Below are 23532 nucleotides of genomic sequence, written 5' to 3' on the forward strand. Positions count from 1 at the left end.
GGCTTTTGGCGGAGCCTGATTCAGAAGCTTTCGCGGTGCACGGCCTCGGAGAGCGGCCTGCCGTCCCGCCAGCCGAAGCGCACCAGGTCGGGGGTCTCCTGGAACTCCGACACCGGGCCGACGCACAGCCAGGCGATGGGCCGCACCGGGGACGGGATCCCGACCAGCTCGGTGAGGTAGTCCTCCTCGTAGAACGAGACCCAGCCGACGCCGATGCCCTCGGCGACCGCGGCCAGCCAGATGTTCTGGATCGCGAGCACCGCGGAGAACACGCCGGTGTCCTCGACGGTGTGCCTGCCGAGCACGTTGGCGCCGCCGCGGCTGGCGTCGTAGGTCACCACCACGCCGGTGCCGGACTCCTGGATGCCCTCGATCTTGATCGGGTCGAAGGTGGCGCGGCGCTCCGGCGGCAGCGAGTCGGCGAAGTTCCGCCTGCAGCCCGCGACGTGCTCGGCGAACGTATCGAGCGTCTCGGGCTTCTGCACGACGACGAAGTCCCAGGGCTGGGTGTTGCCGACGCTGGGCGCGCAGTGCCCGGCCTGCAGGATCCGGGTCAGCTGCTCCTCGGAGACCCGCTCACCCGTGAACTCGGCGCGGACGTCGCGGCGCATCCGGATGGCGTCATAGACCGAGAGCGGCTCGCCGGTCATGCGATCTGTCCTGCTGGGAAAGTCCGAGGTGCGCACACCCCACTGACGGTAGCCGATCGGACGCCCCGGCCGCCGTCGCGCACCCTTGACCAGTACGCACACACGGTGACGAGATCGCACACGTTCTGGGCGAAGAATGGGTGTGCGATCTCGTCAAATGCTGTGCGACGCCGGTAACGCTTCGCCTGCTCCGGTCGGTAGACCGAGTGTGAACAGGATTCGAGTTGCCTTGACACTGTTGCTCGTCGGCGTGCTGTCGCTCCTCGGTTCGGGAGTTGCGGCGGCGAACCCTCCGGGGCCGGACCCGTTGGCGGGGGTACCGGAATCGCTGCGACCGATCGCCGGTGCCGCCATCGTGTTCCTCAGCAACGTCTGGAACGCCTTCGCAGACGTGGCGAACTTCATCATGTTCGGTTCGAGCTGACGCCCGCACCGAAGCGCTCCTGCTACTGGCTGTAGCCGGCCAGGAAGTTGCCGAACCGCTCGATCGCGACCGCCAGGTCGCGGGCCCACGGCAGGGTCACGATCCGCAGGTGGTCGTGGTTGGGCCAGTTGAACCCGGTGCCCTGGACCACGAGGATCTTCTCCTGCAGCAGCAGGTCAAGGACCAGCTTGGCGTCGTCGTGGATCTCGTAGACGTTGGGATCGAGCCGGGGGAAGGCGTACAGCGCGCCCTTCGGCCGCACGCAGGTGACGCCCGGGATCATGTTCAGCCGCTCCCAGGCGACATCGCGCTGCTCGAGCAGCCGGCCGCCGGGCAGGATCAGTTCCTCGATGCTCTGGTGCCCGCCGAGCGCCACCTGGATGGCGTGCTGCGCTGGCACGTTCGGGCACAGCCGCATCGAGGCGAGCAGGTCGATGCCCTCCAGGAAGCTCGCCGCGTGGTCCTTCGGGCCGGTGATGGCCAACCAGCCCGAGCGGTACCCGGCCACCCGGTAGGCCTTGGACAGGCCGTTGAATGTCAGGCAGAGCAGGTCGGGGGCGAGGGTCGCCAGCGAGATGTGCTTGGCGTCGTCGTAGAGGATCTTGTCGTAGATCTCGTCGGCGAGGAGCAGCAGCTGGTGCTTGCGGGCCAGCGCGACGATCTGGCTCAGCACCTCGGCCGTGTAGACCGCGCCGGTCGGGTTGTTCGGATTGATCACAACGATCGCCTTGGTACGCGGGGTGATCTTCGATTCGATGTCGGCGATGTCCGGGTTCCAGCCGTCGGACTCGTCGCACAGGTAGTGCACCGGGGTGCCGCCCGCGAGGCTGGTCGTCGCCGTCCACAGCGGGTAGTCGGGCGCCGGGATCAGCACCTCGTCGCCGTTGTCGAGCAGCGCTTGCATCGTCATCGTGATCAGCTCGGACACGCCGTTGCCGAGGTAGACGTTGTCGACGTCGAGGTCGGGGAAGCCCGGGACCAGCTCGTAGCGGGTGACGATGGCGCGGCGGGCGGACAGGATGCCCTTGGAGTCGGAGTAGCCCTGCGCGGTCGGCAGCGCGGCGATCATGTCGCGCATGATCACGTCGGGCGCCTCGAAGCCGAACGGGGCCGGGTTGCCGATGTTCAGCTTGAGGATGCGGTGGCCCTCGGCCTCGAGCCGGGCGGCGTGCGCGTGTACCGGTCCACGGATCTCGTACAGCACGTTCTGCAGCTTCGCGGACTGGTTGAGCACGCGCGGCTGGATGTGGGTGTGGTGGGAGGGCTCCGAGACGGTCACCGGTCCATGGTGCCACCCCGGTTCAAGCGGATTTCTCCCGCTACCCCGCATGTGGCGCAGGTAACGGGCTGATCGGACGCGGTCCGCACCGCCAAATCGTTGTTCGGCGGCACCCGGGGAGAGGACCCTGAAAGACGGAACGAACTCCGCACGGAGGTGGCCTTCCCATGAACGCACCGAGCTTTCCCCGGCCCGCGTCCGTCGACATCGCGCACCACTCGCACCTGACGGGGATCTTCGAGCCGCAGCGGGAGGAGGTGGACGTCCGCGGCCTCGAGATCGTCGGCGAGCTGCCGTCGGACCTGCACGGCGCGTACCTGCGCAACGGGCCCAACCCCCGGTTCGATCCGATCGGCCGCTACGTCTACCCGCTCGACGGTGACGGCATGGTGCATCGGATCGAGCTGGCGGACGGTGCCGCCCGGTACACCAACCGGTTCGTCCGGACGCCGATGGTGGTGGCGGAGGAGAAGGTCGGCCACGCGATCTGGGCAGGCGTGACCGACCTGTACACGCCGAGCGAGGCCGAGGTCGGGCCCGAGCTGGTCGGGACGCCGCGCGAGCTGCCGGACATCAACGTGGTCCGGCACGGCGGCCGGCTGATGGCGATGGCCGAGACCACCCGGCCCTATCGGCTCGACCCGGCCGATCTGCGCACCCTCGGGCCGGAGAACTGCGACGGCGCGATGGCGGTCGGCAGCACCGCACACCCCAAGATCGACCCGACGACCGGGGAGCTGGTGCTGTTCAACTACCTGCTCGATCCGCCCTACCTGACCTGGTCCGTGGTCGCGGCCGACGGTTCGCTCGCCCGCCCGCCCACACCGGTCGCGGGGATGGACAAGGCGCTGATGATCCACGACATGGCCCTGACCGGGCGCTACATCGTGCTGTTGGTGTGCCCGCTGGCTTTCGACATGGCCGGCCTGCTCACCGGCGGGTCGGTACTGGACTGGCGGCCGGACGACGGCACCAGGGTGGCCCTGATCCCGCGCGACGGCGGCCCGGTCCGGTGGGCGAGCTGCGAGGCGTTCTGGGTGTGGCACTTCGCGAACGGGTTCGACCTGCCCGACGGGCGGGTCAGCATCGACTACGCGCAATGGTCGTACCCGGGCGGGTTCGCGGACGCCGACCACCCGAACGTCGGCACGCTGATGCGGGCGGTGATCGATCCGGAGACCGGCGCGGTGCAGCGAACAGCCCTGTCGGACAGGGACGTCGAGTTCCCCCGCATCGACGACCGCAGCCTCACCAGGGGCCACGGCACCGTCGCGACCGTCGGCAAGCTCGCCGGCCGCGACGGCCCGATGGATTCGCTGTGGTTCTTCGGGCCGTCCGGATCCGAGGCGCACTGGGATCCGGGCAGCCTCACGGTGGGCGAACCGATCTTCATGCCCGGTGCGGAACACGGCTACTGGGGGATGATCGGCACCGACCGCGCCGACATGTCGTCGTGGTTCTGTGTGTTCCCCGCGGAGGACCCCGGATCGGGCCCGCTCGGCAGGGCGCGATTGCCGCTCCGGGTGCCCGCCGGGCTGCACGGGGCGTGGTTGCCCGCGTGATGTGTCGGTATCGCGGTCACTGATAGATTCGGCGCGGGAGCGCGTCGAATGGGCGCGCAGGGGGTAATGCGCGGGGGCGAAATGGCAGATTTCAGAGTCAATCCGGATGACCTGGATAAATTCGCAGCAACATTGGCTGATCTGGCCACACAGGCATCGCAGGCCGAGGAGTACCTGAACAAATGGCTCCAGATCGGATACGCCGAGGGTCGTCTCTTTGCCCCTGTGGTCGAGAAGATCTCGGATGTGCTGTCGACGTTGACGCCTGCCTACGCGACTCTGACGACGCTGAGTGGTGACGCGGGCAACGAGCTCGACCGAGCCGCTAATTCGTACCGCGTCACGGATGTTAATACCGCAGGGCAACTCGACGCTACGTATCAGGAGTCGTGATGCCTCCAAACCCGATCGAGCATCTCAAAGATCCCGCATCCATGGATCCCGTACCGGACCTGGTGGAGAACATCCTCGGCGCATCCCAGTACATCAGCGTGTCGTACTGGCTGGGTCAAGCGGCCGCATTGGCGACAGGCACCAACCCATGGGAGTGGGTGGCAGAGCAGTTTGCGGGGGACTGGGAAGCCGTCAACAAAGCGGGACAAGCGCTGTCGAACCTCGACGAGTTCAACCGCAGCTACGCTGCCGCAGTCCGCATCGGGATGGAGGGTGTTGACCACTCGTGGGATGGGCATGCAGCCGACGCGGCGGCCGAGTACTTTTCGCGGTTCAGTGGTTCTGTGAACGGCCAGGCACATGTCATTGGTGAGATCGGCGACCAATTGAAGATGATGTCGACCGGAATGTATGAGACGGCGCAGGCCATCAAGGGCTTGTGGGAGTTCTTATTGGATCTACTCATCGCAGCTGCCCTGGAGATGGCAGCTGCGGCCGCGACAGGGGTGACCGTCATCGGTCCGGTACTCGCGGGAGCCGCGGCGGTCGTAACGATCGCCAAGGCGATGGGCGTGTGGGGCGAGGTATTGACTCTCCATTCGAATACTTGGAATGCCGCACAAGGCACGATTGGGGTCATCGCAGGCAGTCTCGGTGGCTTGCAGGACTTGGAGGCCAATGTCCTTCCCACACGCTCCTATGATCACCCGGGGGTTTGAATGAACTCTGAAACTGACATACCTGTGGATATTGCCCGGGGTGATCGTGGACTTTCGTCCCACCTGAAGGCCTGCATGCAACTCCTTGCAGAACGGAGTGAGGACGCCGAGTTCAAGGCGGCCATCGCAGATGCGGTCGCGGGCAAGCGAAGCCTGCGGGACTTGGTTGGGTCGGATTCATTCGAGCGGGTTCTCAGCCCATTGGTCGATTCCTTCGCTGAGCAATACCGTGAGCTCAGTGACACCGATCGAGAGGCGATGGCGGTGGAAGGTCAACGTCAACTCGATCGGCTCGGCGCGACTTCACCGAATCTTGAACCTGCGGACGAGGATGAAGGCTATGGGTCCCGTGGAGTTTTGAGCTCGGATTGGTAGAAGGTCTCAGCAAGTTCGAATGGCTAATGCGTGAATGAACTTGGGGTCCGGGTGTTCCACGATGAGCCCTGAGCCATCGGCGGCAGCGTGAGTTCCCGTCAATCTGGGCAGCGAGCCGAGGACGAATGGAACCACTGAACCCAAAAAAAGGGCCAGCCCGATCAGAAATGGCCAGATCAGGCTGGGGCTCGCATCGCCCGTCGCGCGGATCAAGACCACAGCGATCAGTGCCAGCAGACCCGACGCGAGCATCAGCAAGAACGATCCGAAATAGACGCGGCGGCGGAGATCGCATTGCCGGCACAGCGGCCAACGGGCCTTCACGAGGACAGCGTGCTCAGAATCCTCCGACACGCCGGCGGCCGTCGAGAAGATATTCGCGGTGATGCCGAAGCGCCGGCCGGGTGCTCTGGACGCCGACGGCTTCGTCCTCACCATCATCTTGACGCGTCGCGATTCCGGAAGCCCATGCGCTGAACATGCTCGGGGGGCCCGCTCCTCCAGAACATAGAGGTATGGCCCCTTGCGATGCGAGGCCTCTGCTGATGGCACCCCTCGACCGGCCAGTGCCCGTGTCGACAGCTTGACTGCTTCTTGATCCCCCACGAATACATATTGGACTATCGCCTTCGAGTCGACCCGGCTGGCCGCCGCTGTGCGCGATTGTCGGCGACTCGGCCTAAGTTGGACCGCATGCCACAGCGCGCACCCTACGGTTCCTGGCTCTCGCCCATCACCGCCGCGGACCTCGCCTCCAGCGGGCACCCGGTCGACGCCGGCCACTTTGTCGGCGAGGAGATCTGGTGGTCCGAGCTGCGTCCCAGCGAGGGCGGGCGGACCTCGATCCGGCGCGCGGGCAGGCGCGGGGAGCCCGAGGACGTGCTGCCGCCGCCGTGGAACGCCCGCACCCGGGTGCACGAGTACGGCGGCGGCGGGTGGACGGTCACCCACGACGGTCGGCTGGTGTTCGCGGAGTTCAGCGACCAACGCGTGTACGCGCTCCGTCCGGGTGAGCACCCGATCCCGCTCACGCCGCCGCCCGCGGTCCGCGCGGGGCTGCGGTACGGCGAGCTGAGCGTTGTCGGCGACGAGGTGTGGTGCGTACGCGAGACCCATTCGGCCGACGGCGAGGTACGTCGCGACATCTGCGCCATCCCGCTCGACGGCTCCGGCGGCGGCGATCCCGCACGGCTGCGGTCGGTGGTGTCCGGCTCGCACTTCCTGGCCTACCCGCGGCTCTCGCCCGACGGCAGGCGACTCGCCTGGATCGCCTGGGACCACCCGCAGATGCCATGGGACGGCACCGAACTGCGGGTCGCCGAGCTCGACGAAAACGGTGTCTGCGGCCCGGGCCGGGTGCTGCTCGGCGGGCCCGAGGAGTCGGTGCTGCAGCCGCAGTGGTTCGACGACGGCTCCCTCTACGCGATCAGCGACCGCAGCGGCTGGTGGAACCTGTACCGGGTGGATCTCGGTGCTCAGCCGCCACAACCCGTGTGCCCGTTGGACGCGGACTTCGGCGCGCCCCTCTGGCATCTCGGTGTCCGCTGGTACGCCGAGCTGGCGGACGGTCGCCTGCTCGCCACCCGCACCGTCGGCACGGACACGCTGGCACTGGTCGACCCATCCGACGGCTCGATCCGGGACCTCGACCTCGGCGACCTCACCTCCCTCGGCATCACGGACGTACACGGCGATCGGGTGTTGCTGCGCAGCGGTGGCGCGCAGACGCCTGGCGGGCTGCGGCTGCTGGACCTGGGCACGGGTGCGGTCACCGATGTCCGGCTCGGCGTCGACGATCTGCCCGATGTCGCGTATCTGCCGACCGCGCAACCGATCACGGTCACCGGGCCACAAGGGCGTGAGGTGCACGCGTACACCTATGCGCCGCGCAACCCGGACTACACGGGGGTGGACGGTGAGCTGCCGCCGTACGTCGCGTTCGTGCACGGTGGCCCGACCGCACACGTCGCGCCCGCGCTGAGCATGGTGTTCGCGTATTTCACCAGCCGCGGGATCGGCGTGATCGATGTGAACTACGGCGGGTCGAGCGGATACGGCCGCGAGTATCGCAACCGGCTGCGTGGGCAGTGGGGGATCGTGGACGTCGAGGACACCATCGCCGCCGTCCGCGGGTTGGCCGACGTCGGGCTGGCCGATCCGACGCGGCTCGCGATCGAGGGAGGCTCGGCGGGCGGCTGGACGGTGCTGGCGGCGCTGACGACCTCCGATGTGTTCGCCTGCGGTGCCTCGTATTACGGCGTCGCCGAGCTCGAGCTGTTCGTCCAGGAGACGCACGACTTCGAGTCCAGGTACATCGACGGCCTGATCGGTCCGCTGCCGGAGAGCAAGGAGCTCTACGCGCGGCGGGCGCCGGTGAACAACGTCGACGGGCTCTCCTGCCCGGTGCTGCTGCTGCAGGGCCTGTCGGATCCGATCGTCCCGCCGTCGCAGGCGGAGCGGTTCCGGGATGCGATGGTCCGCAAGGCGATACCGCACGCGTACCTGGCGTACGAGGGGGAGGCGCACGGCTTCCGGAAGGTGGAGACCATCGTCAGCTCGCGGGAGGCGGAGTTGTCGTTCTACGGCCAGGTGCTCGGCTTCGAGACGCCCGGGATCCCGCGGCTCGAGCTCTGGCGTCCGTAGCCGGCGTCGCGCTTCGTCTTGCTTGCACACCCTTTGGCAAGGTCGCACGGGTATTCCGGTGCCAGAGGGTGTGCGATCTCGGGAGAGGGTGTGCGGGGGAGCGAGAGGTCACGGCTTCGGCGTGCACGCCACCCGGCCGCGGGGCGGCGGCGACAGGCGGGCTCGCTCGATCGCGTCGAGGATGCGGCCGGCCACCACGCGCGGCGTCGCCAGGTCCTGCCAGGTCCACCGCGCCACCTGCCAGCCCGCGGCGCGAAGGGCGTCCTCGCGCTGCTTCTCCGCCCACAGCACGTCCGCGGGCGTCTGGCCCTCCGGCACCAGGCGGCCGTACTTGACCTGGCCGTCGAATTCGCCGACGACTCCGAGCTCCTCGAACAGGAAGTCCACCCGGCCGAGGTGGGCGCCGTCCGGGGCGTACAGGTTCGGCTGACAGTCCGGGACGGGGAGTTGCTCCCTGACCATCAGCACTCGGCTGCGTGACTCGCCGACGCTCTCCGATCGACCGTCGAGCAGATCCACGACGCGGTGGGCCCTGCGGCGGCCCGAGCGCTCGGGCAGGCCGCCGACGGCCTCGCCGAGTTCGGCGGCGGTGAGCGCGGTCGTGCGCAGCGCGTGGTCACCAGCGACGACTGCCTCCTCGAAGGGGAGCGAGCGCGCCAGGTCGAGGACGGTGCGGGCGAGCGTGGTCACGCGCAGCCCGTCGACCTCGGTTGTCTCGTGGTCGGCGAGCTCCGCCACGTGCACGTGCCGCAGCCCGGTCCTGCGCCCGCCGCCCGTGCGGTTGCGAGTCAGGTGGACTCGACGCAGGGGCGTGTTCCACATCTCGAGGCCGTGTACCGCCGCGGCGGACTGGTGGCTCAGCACGGCATCCGGCGACGCGACCCGCAGCGCTGCCTCCGCCACCAGCCGGTGAACCGCAACGGGATCGAGCGTGTCCAGGTCGTCGCGGGGCGCATACGTTCCCGGCCGCAGCCGCTCCCAGGCCCCGGTGCGGCACTGGCGCTGCAGTTCGTGGTCGGTGGCGCCGCGTCGCAGTGCCTCCTGGCGTCGGATGATGTGTGCCCCCATGCGATGAAGGCTGCACCTCGGCTCGGGGGTTCGGCGTTCGGAGCGCTGGGCGAACCAGCAGCCTGTGCACGGGTCGTGGGTTGTGCACAGGCGGCTGGTTTTGCGTCGGGCGCACACCCGTTGCCAAGGTCGCACTGGGTTTGGGCGCCCAACGGGGGTGCGAACTTGCCAAAAGGTGTGCGGCCAAACAGAACGCGCCCCCACCGAGAGTCGGTGGGGGCGCGTTGCTGGGTGTTGCTACTTCTTGCGGCCCGGGGCCTTGGCGCCGGCCTTGAACCCGAGTCCGCCCGCCTTCGGCTGGGGCAGCGGAGCGGCCTCAGCGGCAGGTGCACCGTTGTCGGCAGGAGCACCATTGGCCTCCGGTGCACCGTTGGCGGAGGGAGCCTCGTCGGCAGGTGCACTCTCGACGGCCGGTGCGGCCTCGGCAGGTGCACTCTCGGCGGCGGGGGCAGCCGGGGCCGGAGCCGCGGGCGCGGCGGCGGCCGGGGCGGCCTTGCGCGCACCCGGGGCCTTGGCGCCGGCCTTGAATCCGAGCCCGCCCGCCTTCGGCTGCGGCGGCGCGGCAGGTGCCGGTGCCTCAGCAACCGGAGCCTCGGCAACCGGAGCCTCGGCGGCAGGTGCCGGTGCGGCGGCGGCCGGAGCGGCGGCGGCCGGAGCGGCAGCCTTGGCGCCGGGAGCCTTGGCCCCACCCTTCATCTGCAGACCCTTGCCGGGAGCCTTGGCGCCGGACGCGAGGCCCAGACCCTTCGGCTTGGCGACGGGAGCAGCGGCCTCGGCAGCGGGTGCCTCGGCGGCGGCCGGAGCGGCCTCGGCGGCGGGAGCGGCGGCGGGCTTGGCGCCCGGAGCCTTGGCCCCACCCTTCATGCCCAGACCCTTGCCCGGTGCCTTCGCGCCACCCTTGAGGCCGAGGCCCTTCGGAGCGGCGGCCGGAGCCGCAGCGGTCTCGGCGGCAGGAGCAGCCTCGGCGGCGGGAGCGGCAGCGGCGGGCTTGGCGCCCGGAGCCTTCGCACCAGGGGCCTTCGCGAGACCCTTCATGCCCAGACCCTTGACCGGGGGCTTGGAGGCAGGAGCAGCCTCGGCGGCGGGAGCGGCAGCGGCGGGCTTGGCGCCCGGTGCCTTCGCGCCCGGGGCCTTGGCGAGGCCCTTCATGCCCAGTCCCTTGACCGCGGGCTTCGCGGCGGCGGGAGCAGCAGCAGCCTCGGCAACCGGAGCTGCCTCCGCGACCGGGGCGGTCTCGGCGGCGGGTGCCGGTGCCTTCTCTCGGGGTTCGACCTTGATGTTCGCGGTCAGTGTCGCGGGTTCGAGGCGGGTGATGGATTCGAGCATCATCTGCGCGACGTCGACGACCTCGACGCCTTCGCCCTGGCCCGATTCCTGGCGTGCGGTGACGCCGTCGGTGAGCATGACGCGGCAGAAGGGGCAGCCGGTGGCGATCTTCTTCGGATCCGTGGACAGCGCTTCGTCGACGCGGTCGACGTTGATGCGCTTGCCGATGTTCTCTTCCATCCACATGCGCGCACCGCCGGCGCCACAGCACATGGATCGTTCGCCGTGCCGCGGCATTTCCTTGAGGTTGCTGCCGGTGGCGGCCATCAGTTCACGGGGCGCGTCGTAGACCTTGTTGTGGCGGCCGAGGAAGCACGGGTCGTGGTAGGTGACGTCCTCGTTGACCGAGGCGACGGGGATCAGCTTCTTCTGCCGCACCAGGCGGTTGAGCAGCTGGGTGTGGTGCACGACCTCGTAGTCGCCGCCCACCTCCGGGTACTCGTTGCCGAGCGCGTTGAAGCAGTGCGCGCAGGTGACGACGATCTTGCGCTTGGACTGTTCGATACCGTCGAAGACGTTGTTGAGTGTCTCGATGTTCTGCATCGCGAGCTGCTGGAACAGGAACTCGTTGCCGGCGCGGCGAGCGGAGTCACCGGTGCAGGTTTCGTCGGCGCCGAGGACCATGAACTTCACGCCCGCGGTGGCGAGCAGTTCGGCGACGGCCTTGGTGGTCTTCTTGGCGCGGTCCTCGTAGGCGCCGGCGCAGCCGACCCAGAACAGGTATTCGTAGTCCTCGAAGGTGTCGGCGTCCTTGCCGTAGACGGGGATCTCGAAGTCCATCTCGTTGATCCAGTTGAGGCGGTCCTTGGAGTTCTGGCCCCAGGGGTTGCCCTTGTTCTCGAGGTTCTTGAACAGCCCGGCCAGCTCGGACGGGAACTCCGACTCGATGAGCACCTGGTAGCGGCGCATGTCGATGATGTGGTCGACGTGCTCGATGTCGACGGGGCACTGCTCGACGCAGGCGCCGCAGTTGGTGCACGACCACAGGGTCTCGAGGTCGATGACCGGAGCCAGCTCGCCCTCGACGGTCTCGCCGACCAGCTTGCGGCCGGCCTCGGTGAGCGCGGCCTCGGGGATCTTTGCCAGCGCGGCCTCGTTGACGTTGCCGTCGGCGTCGACCAATCCGACCTCGTCGCCACCCATGTCCTTGCGGCCGCCGGCCAAAAGATAGGGCGCCTTCGCGTAGCCGTGGTCTCGCAGCGACATGATCAGCAGCTTCGGCGAGAGCGGCTTGCCGGTGTTCCAGGCGGGGCACTGTGACTGGCAGCGGCCGCACTCTGTGCAGGTGGTGAAGTCGAGCCAGCCCTTCCAGGAGAAGTCCTCGATCTGACCGGCGCCGAGGGTGTCGGTGTCGGGGTCGACGTTGTCCATGGTCAGGGCCTTGCCCTTGGACATCATCGGCTTCGCGGCGCCGAGGGCGACGGCGCCGTCGTCCTCACGCTTGAAGTAGATGTTCGGGAACGCGGAGAAGCGGTGCCAGGCGACACCCCAGGTGATGTTGCGACCGACCACGTACAGCCAGATCATGCCGGACATCAGCTTGACGAACGCGAAGATCGAGACCATGACCGCGCTGGCGGGCAGCAGCTTGGCGACGTTCATGGTGAAGAAGTCGGTCCACGGGTTGGCGTGGCCGTAGGTGGCGATCTTGCCTGCCTTCACCATGACCATGCCGAGGCCCTCGACGAACACGACGATCTCGACGAAGTAGGCCGGGCCGAACTTCGAGCCGCCGAAGCGCGAGAGCCGCTCCGGGATCCGCGGGTGGTTGAGCTGGCGGATCACGATCAGCACCGTGATGCCGACGATGGTGCCGATGCCGAGGAGCTCGTCCCAGAGGTGCCACATCCAGGTGTCACCGAAGATCGGCCAGTGGAACTCCGGGTTGAAGGTCTGGCCATAGGCCTCGAACCACAACAGGAAGCCGCCGAGGAAGCCGATCATCACGAGCCAGTGCGCCCAGCCCACGGTGCGGAACTTCTGCATCCGGGTGTGCGCGATGAACTCGATGATCATCTGCTTGAAGCGGGGGACGAACGGGCGCCAGCGGTCCGGGGCTGGTTGACCGAGCTGCACCGTCTTCCCCATGGTCCAGGCCCCACTCAAGAATGAGGCCCAACACACAAGGCTGAGCAGTGCGCCGATCGTGCCCAACGTGATCGTCAGGGCGTTCATGTCACGGCCTTTCCTTCTACGACGGCAACGCCAACGAACTTCTCGGGCGGAGCCTCGGGGCTTGTCACAGCTAAGTTACTCGTCGGTAGCATCCCGAGCCAACGTCGAGTCCATGGTCGCATCGCCGAGGGGTCGACGCGAGGCACAGGAGTTCTCACGCTCACCGTAATTTGTGCCCCTTTTGGGGGTTCAGTGCAGGTCAACCTAACTTCGCTGGATGACCTGCGGAGAAGTGAGCGGAACGAAGGGGTCGGCGGGCAATTGCTGCGCCTTGTTCTCAGAAGAATCACAGATTAGTGTCCACCGAGACTGTGTTGTGACCCATGTGTCAATTTTGGTTTCCAGAGGGGATTTGTAGATGAGGCTGAAGAAGTTCGCGGCGACGTCGCTTATGGCGATCGCGGCGCTGGGTGTGGGTGCGGGCACCTCGTACGCGGCACCGGCTGCGCCCGCGCCCGAGACCATCGACTGGAGCTCGAAGGTCGAGGGACAGTCGGTCGTGACGACCATCGACGCGGGCGGCTTCAAGGTCTCCGGCGATGGCCAGAACATCGAGCTGCAGGACAACGCGGGCAAGGCCGTCGTCAGCCTGCCGCTGGCGTTCCAGCTCAACAGCCTTAAGTTCCCGATGGAGCAGAAGATCAGCGAGGACGGAAAGACCGTCACCCTGACCCCGATCTTCGACCTGGGCAAGGCCAAGCCGGTCACCCCGGCCGATCGCGGCGACCGTACCGTCGGCAACATCGCGATCAAGGACATCGCCTCGCCGGCCGAGAACCTGAGTGCGCAGCAGACCTTCAGTGCGCAGCTCGCGGTTGCCACCGCCTCCGGTGGTCTGATCGGCACCATCATCGGTGCAGTCGTCGGCACGTTCATCATGCCCGCCGTCGGGACCGTCGCGGGCGCAGGCATCGGTGGCATCGCCGGAACCATCCTCGTCGGTGGACCGACCCTGATCGCCGCCGGCATCGGCCTGGGCCAGACCCTGCTCGCCGAGCCGGGCACGAGCATGTACGCCGAGCACCTGCAGAAGTAGTACTCGCAGAGCAACGAAAGCGGCCCGTCACCTCTACGGAGGGGACGGGCCGCTTTCGTTTGTCGTGGCCTCGTGGATGGCGCCGCCCGAGTGGGGTCGCCGAGGTCGCGAGCGTGGAGGGTGCGGACCAGCGGTCCGCACCCTCTCAGTCGCTCAGGACGCGGTGCCCGCGTTCGTTGCGATGGTGACGATGTAGCCGAACGACTTCATCACGATAGGGAGCAGATCCTCCATGGAACTTCCTTCTGTACGCCGGCGCGAGTGCCCGGCAATGTTCTGACTGGGCCCCCCAGTCAGGTTGTCGCTGGCGCGCGCAATCCTCCCCGCCCCAGGAACAACGGGATTCTACCGTTAACCCGCGGTTCGGTGGGGTGTTACCCCGGAATGCGAAAAGGGGCCTCGAACGCGAAAGTCTGCGTCCGAGGCCCCTTTTCGTGAGGCCGTGAATCCTCGATCTAGCCCGTGCGGACCTTCAGGCCCGGGTTGGCCGCGAGGATCGCGTTGATCGGCGTCCCGTACAGCTGGGGGCTGTCACCGACCAGCGTGGTGACCACGGAGGCCAGCTCGCAGTACATCATGTCGCCCACGTTGGAGGCGCTCGAGATGCCAAGCGCCCTGGTGCCGGTCACGATGGCGCCGCCGCTGTCACCCTGCAGCGCACAGATGTTCGCGGTGAAGCCGTTCTTCAGGGTGCGGGTTCCGACGTCCACGATCTGGTTGACGGAGTTGATGGTGCCGCAGCTGAAGCCGGTGGTGAGGCCGGACTTGCACACCGGCGCCCCGACCACGGGATCGGCGGTGCCGGTGATCGGCACCGGGTTCGCGCCGGGGGCGCGGACGAAGTTGTTCTCGAACCGCTTGGTGGCGGCGTCGTCGATCTTGATCACCGAGTAGTCGAGGCCCTCGACGGTCGACTTGGCGAAGGTACCGAAGCGATCGCCGAACGCGGCGCCGTGCGTCTCGAAGGCGATCGAGGCGGCGCCGGTGCCCGCGGCATCGCGGTTCGGGTCGCAGTGTCCGGCGGAGATGTTCACCGCGCGGCCGGAACCGTCCGTGCCGTTGAAGCCGAGTGAGCAGCGGAACGCACCGTCCGCGTTCTCGGCGGCGTAGGCGTCACCACCGAGGCGGGCATCGGCGGCAACGGGGCTCTCGGCGACCGGCGGCGCGGACGAGCCGAGCGCCGGGGCCAGCACGACGCGAGCGGACTCCAGGAAGTCGGGCAGCTGCAGACCCTGGCCCTCGGCGGTGTTCTGGACGCGCAACACGACGTCGTTGTTGACCGTGTCGATCGCGGCGCCGCTGATGAGACCGGACAGCGGTGCGGGGAGCTTCTCGATCCAGCTGTTCATGTGGCCGAGCTGATCGCGCAGCGCGCGCTCGCTGCGCGGCAGGTCCTTCACCTTGTAACCGGCTGCCTCGACGGCCGCGCGGGCGGCTGCCTTGTCCGGGCCGTCCGCCAGACCGATCAGCGGCGAGCCGGCCGGGTCGAGCCACGCGCCCGCGAAGGACTCGGGGAACTTCCCGCGCATCGTGTTGGCGAACTCCACCAGCTTCTGCCCGGCCTCGGCCTTGTCGAGGTACTGGGCGGGGCTGAGGCCGAGATCGCGCTGGATCGCGGCAACCAGGTCGGCGGGCAGCGCGGTCGCGGGCGCCGGGGCGGCGGGCTCCGCGTGCGCGAGGGCCGCGCCGGGCGCGATCAGGAGGAGGGCCGCAGAGCCGATCATCGCGGCACGGCGGGCGCGAACGCTACGCATGGGGACCTTTCGGATTGAGGGCATGCGGGCATGACCCATCCGTTTAGGCCGGGTCAGTTGTAGCGACTATATGGGTTACGCCCGCCGTTGCCTACCGGAAACCATCGGATGATTCGGCGCCGCGGCGGCGCCGCTGATGTATCAGGGGCGCGCGTTTCCGGCCCGGACCTGCAGGTCGAGGCCGAGAGTCGCGTTCGCGTGGTTCACGATCTTCTCGATCGGGATGCCGATGCTCGCGGTGCCGCCCTCGGGCGCCAGCACGAGGTTGGCCTCCGTGCAATTCGGGGCACCGCCGGAGTTGGAGCCACTGGTGATGCCGAGGGCCCTGGTCCCGGTCAGGATGGCGCCGCCGCTATCGCCGCCGAGGGTGCAGGTGGAGCCCGCGAACCCGCGGACCAGGCGGGTGCTGCCGTCCGCCATGTGCAGCGGGGCGTCGACGCTGTCGGCGAGGACCATGCCGCAGGTGAACGTGGAGGTCTGGCCGGACTTGCAGATCGGCGCGCCGATGACCGGACGCGCCGTGCCGGTCACGGTGACGGTGGTGCCGTTGGCCCCGCGGACGGTCGGCTTGTCCAGCCCGGCGGCGGTGCCCGCCTCGTTGAGCTTGATCACCGAGTAGTCAAGGCCGCCCGCGGCCTCGCCCATCGCGGAGTGCCGGAAGGCGCCGATCTGCGTGCTGCGGGAGACATCGGCGAAATCGGGCAGGTAGACCGGGGCGCCCGCGGGCACCTTCGTGTTCTCCTGCGAGGGATCGCAGTGGCCCGCGCTGAGGTTGTAGGGGGCACCGGCGGCGTCGACGGCGTTGAAGCCGAACGAGCAGACCCCGATCTCGCCCGGGTCGATGTCGCGGGCGATCGGGCGCGGAGTGCTGATGTAGGTGTCGCCGCCCTGCGCGTGCGGGTCGACGGGCGGCTGGCCGCCGGGGCTCAGCACGACCTTCAGCCCGGCCAGCAGCGTCGGCAGGTTCAGTGCCCGGCCGATGGGGCTGTTCACCACGTCGATGACGACCCGGTTCTCCAGCACGTCGATCGAGCTGGAGTTGATCTGCGAGGAGACGTCCTTCGGCAGCCCGAGGATCCACTTGTTGACCTCTGCCAGCGAACCCTCGAGATCCTTCGCGGACACCGCGGCGAGGTGGGTGGCATAGCCGTCGCGGGCCACCCGCTGCGCTTCGGCGGTGGTGGTGACCGCGACGACGGGGACGCCGTCGACGCCCATCCAGGAACCGGCGTAGGTGGCGGGGCTGCCCTCGCGCAGCGTCTGCGCGTAGCCGGCCAGTCGCTGCGCGGCCTCGGCACGCTCGATGTACTGCTGCGGGGTCAGCTTCAGGTCGCGGGCGATCGCGTCGACGAGTTCTGCCGGCAGCTGCTGCGCGACCTCGGCGGGCGAATTCGACTGGGGTTCATGCGGTTCGGCCTGTGCAATAGCGGAGAACGGGAGCAGGGTGGCCGAGGCGAGGATTGCGGCGCGGAACGCCAGCGGGAGACGCATGAAGACCCTTCGTCGAGAGCGCGGATGTATCAGCGCTCCACCTTAGGGCAAGTGTGGCTTTGCCGCCCGTGTGCCTGATAGACCGGTTGGCGAACGCATCTATGCCGTCTCGACGCTCTCGGCCGGAGCCTTCGAGGGCTTCGGCCGGGAGCGCGAGACGGCCACGCCCGCCAGGCACAGCGCCCCGCCCGCGAGCGTGAGCAGCCCCGGCAGCTCGCCGAGGAACACCCAGGCCATGGCGACGACCAGAGCGGGCACGGCGTAGGTCGTCGCGCCCATGCGGCCCGCCGTCGTACGGGCCAGGGCGTAGGCCCAGGTCGTGAAGGCCAGGGCGGTCGGGAACACCCCGAGGTACACCATGTTCAGCGTCGCGGAGAGGGGTGCCCGGCTCACCTCGTGGACGAGCTGCCCGGCAAACGGCAGACACGCCACCGCGCCGACGAGGCACCCGAAGGTCGTGATCTGCAGCGCGCTGCCGTGCGACAGGGCGGGCTTCTGTGCGACGACGCCGCCCGCATACGTGATGGCCGCCAACAGGCAGAGCAGGACGCCGAGGACCGAGGACTGCCCGTCGCCGGACATCGACAGCCCGACGGCGATCGCGCCTGCGAAGGACACCGTCATGCCCGCGATCAGCCGGGGCGGCAGAGCCTCGCCGAGGAACCGGGCGCCGAGCAGGGCGATCAGGATGGGCCCGATGTTCACGATCATCGCGGCCGTACCCGCGTCGACCTCCCGCTCACCCCAGTTGAGCGCCACCATGTAGACGCCGAACCACAGGAGGCCGGACACCACGATCCCCCTCCAGGCCGCCCGCGACGGCAACCCCTCCCGCCGGATCAGCAGGACCGCACCGAGGACGAGAGCCCCGGAAAGCAGCCGACCGAGGGCGAGCGCGCCGGGGGAGTAGGCGGCCCCGGCGCTGCGGATCGAGACGAAGGCGGAGGCCCACAGGACCACGGTGACACCGGCGGCGGCGAGCGCCAGACGCGTGGTGGCACGGGTGTTGGTCATGGGGTGACCGTAGGCAATTCGCGCCCGGTGCGTCAGGCGACGGCCGCTCCGTCGGCGGGGGTGGTCGTGGTGGCCGTCGCCTCCGGGGTGGTCGTGGTCGTTGTGGTGGTCGCCTCGGTCGTCGTGGTGGGCTTGGTTGTCGTGGTCGTCTTCGGGGTGGTCGTGGTCGGCCGGTGAGACGGGCTCGGCTGGGCGGGCGGCGTCGTGACGACGGGCGGCGGGGCCTGGGTCGTCGGGGCGACGGTGGTGGTGGGCGCGGTCGAGGCGGGGCTCGATGTCTTGCTGCTCCTGGCCGTTGTGGACGCGGGCGCCTTGGTCGTCGTGGTGGTCGGCCGAAGCGAGACGGTGACCTTGGGAGTCGCGGACGGGGCGATGACGGGGACCGCGGTCGCGGGGGCATCGGCGGAGCGCAGGCTCACCACCAGACCGACCAGCGCGACGGCCAGGATCACGCCGGCCGCCGCCGTGATCGCCGTGGTGCGTTGGAACCGGAAGCGGGGCGCCGCGGCGATCGGCGTCGCCGCGGCGGGAGCGAGCGGCACCGGATCCGGGTCCAACAGGACGGGGAGCACCGGACGGCCGGGGCCGGCCTCGGTGAACGCCGTCGGTGGGCCCGCGACCGAGACCGCGGGCATGATCACGGTGTCGGCGTCGCCATCGATGTCGGTGCGGACCGCCGCGACGGTGGCCGCGGCGGCCGCCGTGGTGATAGCGTCGCCCGCCGCACCGCCCGCGGCGATGATCGCGGCGCCGTGCGCGCCCGTGTATCCCGGCCGGGGCGGCAGCACCGTCGGCAGACCGACGGTCGCCTCGGCCAGTCGCGACACCAGCGGCATCGCGGATCCGCCGCCGGTCAGCAGCAGCGCGCACACGTCCGACAGCGCCAGGTCATGGGCGCTGATGGTCTGCTCAACGAGGTCGAGCGATCCGGTGATCGACGATTCCAGCAGCTCCTCGAGCTCGCTGCGCAGCAGGGTGACGGTGGCGGTGGCGCCCGCGAGCTCGACGGCGATCTGCGTCTCGGTCGCCGTGGACAGTGCTTCCTTGGCCTCGGCGCATCGGCGTCGCAGCACCGACAGCTCGGCCCGGGTGGCCGGATCGCTCAGGTCCACCGGCCCGAGGTCGCCGGCGGCCGAGCCCAGTACGTGCTCGAGGATCGCCTGGTCGAAGGTGTCGCCACCGAAGCGGGTGGTGAAGGTCGACGGACGGAGGAGCCCGGCATCCGTGCCTGTGCGCACCAGGGAGATGTCGAGCCCGGCGCCGCCGAGGTCGAAGACCGCGACGATCGCGTCGCCCAGCGTGCCGTGCGCCGCCTCGAGCCAGGTCACCGCGGCCACCGGCTCGGGGACCAGCGTCACCCCGGCCAGCCCGACGTGTGCGAGGGCGTCCCGCATCGACTGCGCGGTCGCGTCGGACCAGCGTGCGGGGTGGGTTGCGACGATCTCGGGCTGTTCGGACAGGCCGGGGAATGCCTCGGCCGCCTCGTGCACGAGGCTGTGCATGGCGGTGGCGACCAGGTCCTCGGCCAGGTATGCGGAGCCGTCGCCGATCACGAGTCCGGCCGGATCGCCTGCGTGCGCGGCGAACCCGGAGATGACGTCGGGCGCATCGAGGGGTGAGCCGAGTATCGCCTCGCCCGCCGCCGTCAACTGCAACGTCGCGCGGCGAGCGATGGTGGCCGGCTCGGCGCCGGTACGAGGACTTTCGATGGTGTGGAGGACCGCAACGGCGTTGGTGCCGCCGACCCCCAGCCCAAGCCCCGCGGCCATGTCTCTCCCCCATCTCATCGCTGTCGCGCTCGCCGGGGGTTCGCGCGTCGCGCTGCCGGACCGACGCGCGATCTCGGGCGACAGCCTATCTATTCGCCTACGCTCGATCCGGAGAGCATCGACGCAAGCGGGGTGGTGACCCATGGCCCTGCGCGAGGTACTGGGAGAAATATGACCGATCCCGAATCGCCACCGGTGCCGCAGCCGGTCCTCGAGCCGCTCAGCGCGGCGGCCCTCTTCCTGGTGATGACGGCAGGCCCCGGCACCGAGGACGCGATCACGCTCCGCGACGTGGCGTCGGACGTGGGGTCGCTGGTCCGGGCGGTGGGATTCCGGGAGCTCGCCGGGTCCCTGTCCTGCGTGGTGGGTTTCGGTTCGGAGTTCTGGGATCGGGTGGGGCCGGGCGCCACACCGGCCGGGCTGCATCCCTTCGTCCCGCTGCGAGGTGAGGTGCACAGCGCGCCTGCCACCCCGGGGGACGTGCTGTTCCACATCAAGGCCTCCCGTGCGGACCTGTGTTTCGAGCTGGGGCGCCTGATCCTGGCTGCGCTCGGCGACGCGGCGACCGTCGCGGACGAGGTGCACGGGTTCCGCTACTTCGACGCCCGCGACCTGCTCGGCTTCGTCGACGGGACGGAGAACCCGACAGGGGCGGGCGCGGGCGCGGCGGCCCTGATCGGGGCGGAGGACCCCGCGTTCACGGGCGGCAGCTACGTGATCGTCCAGAAGTACCTGCACGACATGGCCGCATGGGCCGAGCTGAGCACCGAGGAGCAGGAGCGGGTGATCGGGCGGACGAAGCTCGAGAACGTCGAACTCGACGACGCGGCCCTGCCGAGCAACTCGCACGTCGCGCTCAACACCATCGTCGACGACGACGGGACCGAGCACGAGATCCTGCGCGACAACATGCCGTTCGGTTCTCTCTCCGCGGGCGAGTTCGGTACCTACTTCATCGGTTACGCGAAGGACCCCGCCGTCACGGAGCTGATGCTGCGGCACATGTTCCTCGGCGATCCCCCCGGCAACCACGACCGGATCCTGGACTTCTCCGAGGCGGCGACGGGCACCCTGTTCTTCGTGCCGAGCCAGGACCTGTTGGAGGCGCTTGCCGACGTCCCCGTGCCGGACGTCGAGGAAGCGGAGCCGGAAGAGGTTGCGCCGCGCGACCTGTCCCTGAAAATCGGTGATCTCAAAGGAGTGTCGCAATGACTGATTCGAGCAATCTGCACCGGAACCTCGCGCCGGTGACCGAGGCCGCGTGGGAGCAGATCGGCGAAGAGGCCGCGCGCACCTTCAAGCGCCATGTCGCCGGGCGCCGGGTGGTCGACGTGGCCGGGCCGTTCGGGTACTCCTATTCCGCGCACAACCTCGGCCGGGTGCGCTCGATCACCGCATCGGACAGCAGGATTCGGGCACAGCTCCGCGAGGTGCACCCGCTCGTCGAGCTGCGCTTCCCGTTCACGCTCAGCCGCGCGGAGATCGACGACGTGGCCCGCGGGTCTCTGGACTCCGACTGGCAGCCGGTCAAGGACGCGGCCAAGGCGATCGCGTTCGCCGAGGACCGCACCGTCTTCGCAGGCTTCGAGGAGGCCGGCATCGTGGGCCTCGGGCCGTCGAGCAGCAACCCGCCGCTGTCGCTGCCCGAGGACCCGCTGCTGGTCCCCGACGCCGTCGCCTCCGCGCTGTCGGCGCTGCGACTGGCAGGCGTGGAGGGACCGTATTCCCTGGTGCTCGACGCGGATACCTACACCGCGGTGAGCGAGACCAGGGACGAGGGCCACCCGGTGTTCCATCACCTCAAGGACCTCGTCGGCGACATCATCTGGGCCCCGGCGGTGGCGGGCGGCTACGTGCTGTCCACCCGCGGCGGCGACAACCAGCTCACTCTGGGGACGGACCTGTCGATCGGGTACGACAGCCACACCGCCGAGTCGGTGACGCTGTACCTGGAAGAGACGCTGACCTTTTCGTCGTTGACGGCGGAGGCCGCCGTCGTGCTGGGACGCTGACCGATGTCGGGGTCGTCGAGGTATCGCGACGTCAACCTGCTGTACCGGGCGATGCGCGACCTCGCCGGGACCAAACCGATGGCGTGGTTCTTCGCCCGCACGCTTCACCACGTCGACGGCCCCGTCTACCGGTTGACCAAGGGGCGCAACACCTTGACGACCCTCCTCACCGGACTGCCGCTGGTCATGCTCACCACCACGGGGGCGAAGAGCGGGGCGAGCCGCACCGTCCCCCTGGTGGGGATGCCGGACGGGGACCGGATCGTGGTGATCGCCTCGAACTACGGCCAGCATTCGAACCCGGCCTGGTACTTCAATCTGCGCAAGCATCCCGAGGCCACGGTCACCGTCGCGGACGGTGAGCCCCGGCAGGTGGTCGCCTACGAGGCGGAGGGGGAGGAGCGGGAGCGACTGTGGCGCATGGACCTGGAGGTCTATCCCAGCCGTGCCGCCTACAAAGAACGCGCCACCGACCGGCGGATCCCGGTGATGGTGCTCGAACCCGGGGCAGGCGGCTGAGCCCGACGACGCGAGGGCTCACCACTCAGCCGATGAGCTCGCTCGATTCCTTCCGCCAGTCGTAGACGACCCGGGTCCGCAGGACGATGTCCTGCAACGACCGGCGCCTGGGGTCGACGGCCGCCCACAGCAGGCCGACGGCGAACAGGACGCAGAGCACGGCCCGCACGGCGGCGCGGGGCAACCGGAGCAGCCGGCCCTTGGCGGTGACGACCCGCAGCCCCATCGCCACCGCGCCGACGGTGCGTCCGGTCGTGACCCAGCAGCCGGTCAGGTACACGACCGACACGGTGAGGGTGACGGTCGCCGAGGCCAGAAAGGCCGGCTCGGGGAACCGGAAGTTCTGCGGGGAGTACAGCAATCGCACCAGGGCCAGGCCCAGGTAGGTCATGCCGATGATCGCGAGGACCACCCCGAGGTCGATCACGGCGGCGATCGCGCGGGTGACGATCCCGGCGGGCCGGTGCGGAGGTTGATCGAGGTGCTCGGTCACGGCGCCGGGTCCCCGGGGCGGCCGCCGCCGATGGGCACCTCGTCGTCCGGGCCTGAGCCGCGGCCGAACAGCTTGCCCACGAAGCCGGCGACTGCGTCGTCGGCCTGCATGCCCTGGCTCCGGACCCCGCGAACCGCCTCGGAGGACAGCGAACCCGTCGACTCCCGGATGATCTCCGGCAGGTCGACGCCCTCGATGATGTCGTTGGCGAGGCCGACGAGGTCCATCCGGGCGATGATCGCGTCGATGTCGATCCGGCGCGCCACCTCGTCGAGGTCCACCCGCGCGATCTGCCTGTCGAGGTCGACGGAGTCGACGATGCCGTCCAGGTCGAGCCTGCCGATCACGGCGTCCACGTCGAGTCGGGCCGCGATGCTGTCGACGTCGATGGTGGCGGCGATCTGGTCGAGATCGAGGGACTCGGCGATCAGGTTCAAGTCGACGTTCTCGCGCACGAGGCGGGTGAGATCGACCTCGAGCAGGGCCGCCGCGACGACCTCCCTGATCACGAGGCGAAGCAGGTCCTGGACGGTCGGGGCGGCGGTCCGCGCGACCTCCTCGCCGCGCGCCCGCAGCGCGTCCGTCGTGGCGTCGAGGCGCCGGGCCAATCCGGGCACCCGGCGCAGGGTGCCGAGGGCGAAACGGGCCGTCGCGCCCACCACCTCGGCCGCCGTGACCGCGGCGCCGATCGCCACGAAAACCACGTCTGCGCCGGGAAGGCTCGCCGGCGGCCGGCTCGGCGCGGGCGTGACGTGCTGGTCCGGTGACATGGTCCCTCCCAGATCGGGGTCTGACGCGAAGAGGTCAGGTCGTGATCATAGGTGTCACAG

The 23532-nt window shown here is 69.2% G+C and carries 21 protein-coding genes; 10 read left to right on the forward strand and 11 right to left on the reverse strand.

Annotated elements, in window-relative coordinates; translation table 11 throughout:
- Positions 1-20: 20 nt before the first annotated feature.
- On the reverse strand, positions 21-650 hold the full coding sequence (gene bluB / locus JOE46_RS21430) for a 5,6-dimethylbenzimidazole synthase (protein ID WP_097211574.1): 630 nt from the start codon (positions 648-650) through the stop codon (positions 21-23).
- A 229-nt stretch (positions 651-879) separates the two neighbouring features.
- Here bluB and JOE46_RS21435 point away from each other — a divergent pair, with 229 nt between their 5' ends.
- Entirely contained in the window at positions 880-1074 is a 195-nt protein-coding gene (locus tag JOE46_RS21435) for a hypothetical protein (protein WP_097211573.1), read from the forward strand.
- Between the two features lie 22 nt (positions 1075-1096).
- On the opposite strand, the gene JOE46_RS21440 is transcribed toward JOE46_RS21435, so the two are convergent.
- Positions 1097-2404, reverse strand: coding sequence for a pyridoxal phosphate-dependent aminotransferase (locus JOE46_RS21440; protein WP_373560251.1), 1308 nt, complete (start codon positions 2402-2404; stop codon positions 1097-1099).
- Positions 2405-2520: 116 nt separating this feature from the next.
- Here JOE46_RS21440 and JOE46_RS21445 point away from each other — a divergent pair, with 116 nt between their 5' ends.
- From JOE46_RS21445 to JOE46_RS21460, 4 genes are read left to right on the forward strand one after another with little or no spacing between them, the layout of a single operon-like run.
- Positions 2521-3915 (forward strand): carotenoid oxygenase family protein, encoded by a 1395-nt coding sequence (locus JOE46_RS21445; RefSeq protein ID WP_209928404.1) that lies wholly within the window; start codon positions 2521-2523, stop codon positions 3913-3915.
- Between the two features lie 48 nt (positions 3916-3963).
- Positions 3964-4308: a type VII secretion target gene (locus JOE46_RS21450; protein ID WP_209928406.1), complete on the forward strand. Its 345-nt coding sequence runs from the start codon at positions 3964-3966 to the stop codon at positions 4306-4308.
- Positions 4308-5027 carry a hypothetical protein gene (locus tag JOE46_RS21455; RefSeq protein WP_209928408.1) on the forward strand — a complete coding sequence of 240 codons (720 nt, stop codon included), beginning with the start codon at positions 4308-4310 and terminating at the stop codon, positions 5025-5027. The genes JOE46_RS21450 and JOE46_RS21455 overlap by 1 nt, the downstream gene beginning before the upstream one ends.
- On the forward strand, positions 5028-5402 hold the full coding sequence (locus JOE46_RS21460; RefSeq protein WP_143548434.1) for a hypothetical protein: 375 nt from the start codon (positions 5028-5030) through the stop codon (positions 5400-5402).
- 6 nt (positions 5403-5408) lie between these two features.
- Here JOE46_RS21460 and JOE46_RS21465 read toward each other — a convergent pair whose 3' ends face one another.
- Positions 5409-5843 (reverse strand): hypothetical protein, encoded by a 435-nt coding sequence (locus JOE46_RS21465; RefSeq protein ID WP_209928410.1) that lies wholly within the window; start codon positions 5841-5843, stop codon positions 5409-5411.
- 252 nt (positions 5844-6095) lie between these two features.
- On the opposite strand from JOE46_RS21465, the gene JOE46_RS21470 reads away from it, so the two are divergent.
- Positions 6096-8045: a prolyl oligopeptidase family serine peptidase gene (locus JOE46_RS21470; protein ID WP_209928412.1), complete on the forward strand. Its 1950-nt coding sequence runs from the start codon at positions 6096-6098 to the stop codon at positions 8043-8045.
- Positions 8046-8153: 108 nt separating this feature from the next.
- On the opposite strand, the gene JOE46_RS21475 is transcribed toward JOE46_RS21470, so the two are convergent.
- Positions 8154-9113, reverse strand: a complete 960-nt coding sequence (locus JOE46_RS21475) for a hypothetical protein (protein WP_209928413.1) — start codon at positions 9111-9113, stop codon at positions 8154-8156.
- 237 nt (positions 9114-9350) lie between these two features.
- On the reverse strand, positions 9351-12614 hold the full coding sequence (locus tag JOE46_RS21480; RefSeq protein WP_209928414.1) for a (Fe-S)-binding protein: 3264 nt from the start codon (positions 12612-12614) through the stop codon (positions 9351-9353).
- A gap of 358 nt (positions 12615-12972) precedes the next feature.
- On the opposite strand from JOE46_RS21480, the gene JOE46_RS21485 reads away from it, so the two are divergent.
- Positions 12973-13650, forward strand: a complete 678-nt coding sequence (locus JOE46_RS21485) for an ammonium transporter (protein WP_209928415.1) — start codon at positions 12973-12975, stop codon at positions 13648-13650.
- A 455-nt stretch (positions 13651-14105) separates the two neighbouring features.
- On the opposite strand, the gene JOE46_RS21490 is transcribed toward JOE46_RS21485, so the two are convergent.
- From JOE46_RS21490 to JOE46_RS26875, 4 genes are all read right to left on the reverse strand, one after another.
- The gene (locus JOE46_RS21490; protein ID WP_209928417.1) at positions 14106-15404 is read right to left on the reverse strand and encodes a S1 family peptidase; all 1299 of its coding nucleotides are present in this window, start codon (positions 15402-15404) and stop codon (positions 14106-14108) included.
- A 141-nt stretch (positions 15405-15545) separates the two neighbouring features.
- Complete coding sequence (locus JOE46_RS21495) at positions 15546-16895, reverse strand: S1 family peptidase (protein ID WP_209928418.1); 1350 nt, start codon at positions 16893-16895, stop codon at positions 15546-15548.
- 99 nt (positions 16896-16994) lie between these two features.
- The gene (locus JOE46_RS21500) at positions 16995-17909 is read right to left on the reverse strand and encodes a DMT family transporter (RefSeq protein ID WP_209928420.1); all 915 of its coding nucleotides are present in this window, start codon (positions 17907-17909) and stop codon (positions 16995-16997) included.
- Between the two features lie 32 nt (positions 17910-17941).
- Positions 17942-19678, reverse strand: coding sequence for an Hsp70 family protein (locus tag JOE46_RS26875; RefSeq protein WP_209928422.1), 1737 nt, complete (start codon positions 19676-19678; stop codon positions 17942-17944).
- A gap of 171 nt (positions 19679-19849) precedes the next feature.
- Here JOE46_RS26875 and JOE46_RS21510 point away from each other — a divergent pair, with 171 nt between their 5' ends.
- The 3 genes from JOE46_RS21510 to JOE46_RS21520 are packed head-to-tail and all read left to right on the forward strand — an operon-like array spanning position 19850 to position 22209.
- Positions 19850-20890 (forward strand): Dyp-type peroxidase, encoded by a 1041-nt coding sequence (locus tag JOE46_RS21510; protein ID WP_209928424.1) that lies wholly within the window; start codon positions 19850-19852, stop codon positions 20888-20890.
- Complete coding sequence (locus JOE46_RS21515) at positions 20887-21690, forward strand: family 1 encapsulin nanocompartment shell protein (protein WP_097210005.1); 804 nt, start codon at positions 20887-20889, stop codon at positions 21688-21690. Before JOE46_RS21510 ends, JOE46_RS21515 begins: the two co-directional genes overlap by 4 nt.
- A 3-nt stretch (positions 21691-21693) precedes the next feature.
- Positions 21694-22209, forward strand: coding sequence for a nitroreductase/quinone reductase family protein (locus JOE46_RS21520; protein ID WP_209928426.1), 516 nt, complete (start codon positions 21694-21696; stop codon positions 22207-22209).
- Positions 22210-22234: 25 nt separating this feature from the next.
- On the opposite strand, the gene JOE46_RS21525 is transcribed toward JOE46_RS21520, so the two are convergent.
- Positions 22235-22702 (reverse strand): RDD family protein, encoded by a 468-nt coding sequence (locus tag JOE46_RS21525; RefSeq protein WP_209928428.1) that lies wholly within the window; start codon positions 22700-22702, stop codon positions 22235-22237.
- On the reverse strand, positions 22699-23472 hold the full coding sequence (locus JOE46_RS21530) for a hypothetical protein (RefSeq protein ID WP_245221138.1): 774 nt from the start codon (positions 23470-23472) through the stop codon (positions 22699-22701). The genes JOE46_RS21525 and JOE46_RS21530 overlap by 4 nt, the downstream gene beginning before the upstream one ends.
- Positions 23473-23532 lie beyond the last annotated feature (60 nt).

Source organism: Rhodococcus sp. PvR099 (assembly GCF_017833315.1).
In the GTDB taxonomy this organism is placed as follows: Bacteria; Actinomycetota; Actinomycetes; order Mycobacteriales; family Mycobacteriaceae; genus Rhodococcus_G; species Rhodococcus_G oryzae.

Excerpts from the sequence above, each read along its gene's own strand:
- bluB (WP_097211574.1), bottom strand. The coding sequence starts at position 650 with ATGACCGGCGAGCCGCTCTCGGTCTATGACGCCATCCGGATGCGCCGC.
- JOE46_RS21440 (WP_373560251.1), bottom strand. The coding sequence starts at position 2,404 with ATGCGGGGTAGCGGGAGAAATCCGCTTGAACCGGGGTGGCACCATGGA.
- JOE46_RS21445 (WP_209928404.1), top strand. The coding sequence starts at position 2,521 with ATGAACGCACCGAGCTTTCCCCGGCCCGCGTCCGTCGACATCGCGCAC.
- JOE46_RS21450 (WP_209928406.1), top strand. The coding sequence starts at position 3,964 with ATGGGCGCGCAGGGGGTAATGCGCGGGGGCGAAATGGCAGATTTCAGA.
- JOE46_RS21455 (WP_209928408.1), top strand. The coding sequence starts at position 4,308 with ATGCCTCCAAACCCGATCGAGCATCTCAAAGATCCCGCATCCATGGAT.
- JOE46_RS21460 (WP_143548434.1), top strand. The coding sequence starts at position 5,028 with ATGAACTCTGAAACTGACATACCTGTGGATATTGCCCGGGGTGATCGT.
- JOE46_RS21465 (WP_209928410.1), bottom strand. The coding sequence starts at position 5,843 with ATGATGGTGAGGACGAAGCCGTCGGCGTCCAGAGCACCCGGCCGGCGC.
- JOE46_RS21470 (WP_209928412.1), top strand. The coding sequence starts at position 6,096 with ATGCCACAGCGCGCACCCTACGGTTCCTGGCTCTCGCCCATCACCGCC.
- JOE46_RS21475 (WP_209928413.1), bottom strand. The coding sequence starts at position 9,113 with ATGGGGGCACACATCATCCGACGCCAGGAGGCACTGCGACGCGGCGCC.
- JOE46_RS21480 (WP_209928414.1), bottom strand. The coding sequence starts at position 12,614 with ATGAACGCCCTGACGATCACGTTGGGCACGATCGGCGCACTGCTCAGC.
- JOE46_RS21485 (WP_209928415.1), top strand. The coding sequence starts at position 12,973 with ATGAGGCTGAAGAAGTTCGCGGCGACGTCGCTTATGGCGATCGCGGCG.
- JOE46_RS21490 (WP_209928417.1), bottom strand. The coding sequence starts at position 15,404 with ATGCGTAGCGTTCGCGCCCGCCGTGCCGCGATGATCGGCTCTGCGGCC.
- JOE46_RS21495 (WP_209928418.1), bottom strand. The coding sequence starts at position 16,895 with ATGCGTCTCCCGCTGGCGTTCCGCGCCGCAATCCTCGCCTCGGCCACC.
- JOE46_RS21500 (WP_209928420.1), bottom strand. The coding sequence starts at position 17,909 with ATGACCAACACCCGTGCCACCACGCGTCTGGCGCTCGCCGCCGCCGGT.
- JOE46_RS26875 (WP_209928422.1), bottom strand. The coding sequence starts at position 19,678 with ATGGCCGCGGGGCTTGGGCTGGGGGTCGGCGGCACCAACGCCGTTGCG.
- JOE46_RS21510 (WP_209928424.1), top strand. The coding sequence starts at position 19,850 with ATGACCGATCCCGAATCGCCACCGGTGCCGCAGCCGGTCCTCGAGCCG.
- JOE46_RS21515 (WP_097210005.1), top strand. The coding sequence starts at position 20,887 with ATGACTGATTCGAGCAATCTGCACCGGAACCTCGCGCCGGTGACCGAG.
- JOE46_RS21520 (WP_209928426.1), top strand. The coding sequence starts at position 21,694 with ATGTCGGGGTCGTCGAGGTATCGCGACGTCAACCTGCTGTACCGGGCG.
- JOE46_RS21530 (WP_245221138.1), bottom strand. The coding sequence starts at position 23,472 with ATGTCACCGGACCAGCACGTCACGCCCGCGCCGAGCCGGCCGCCGGCG.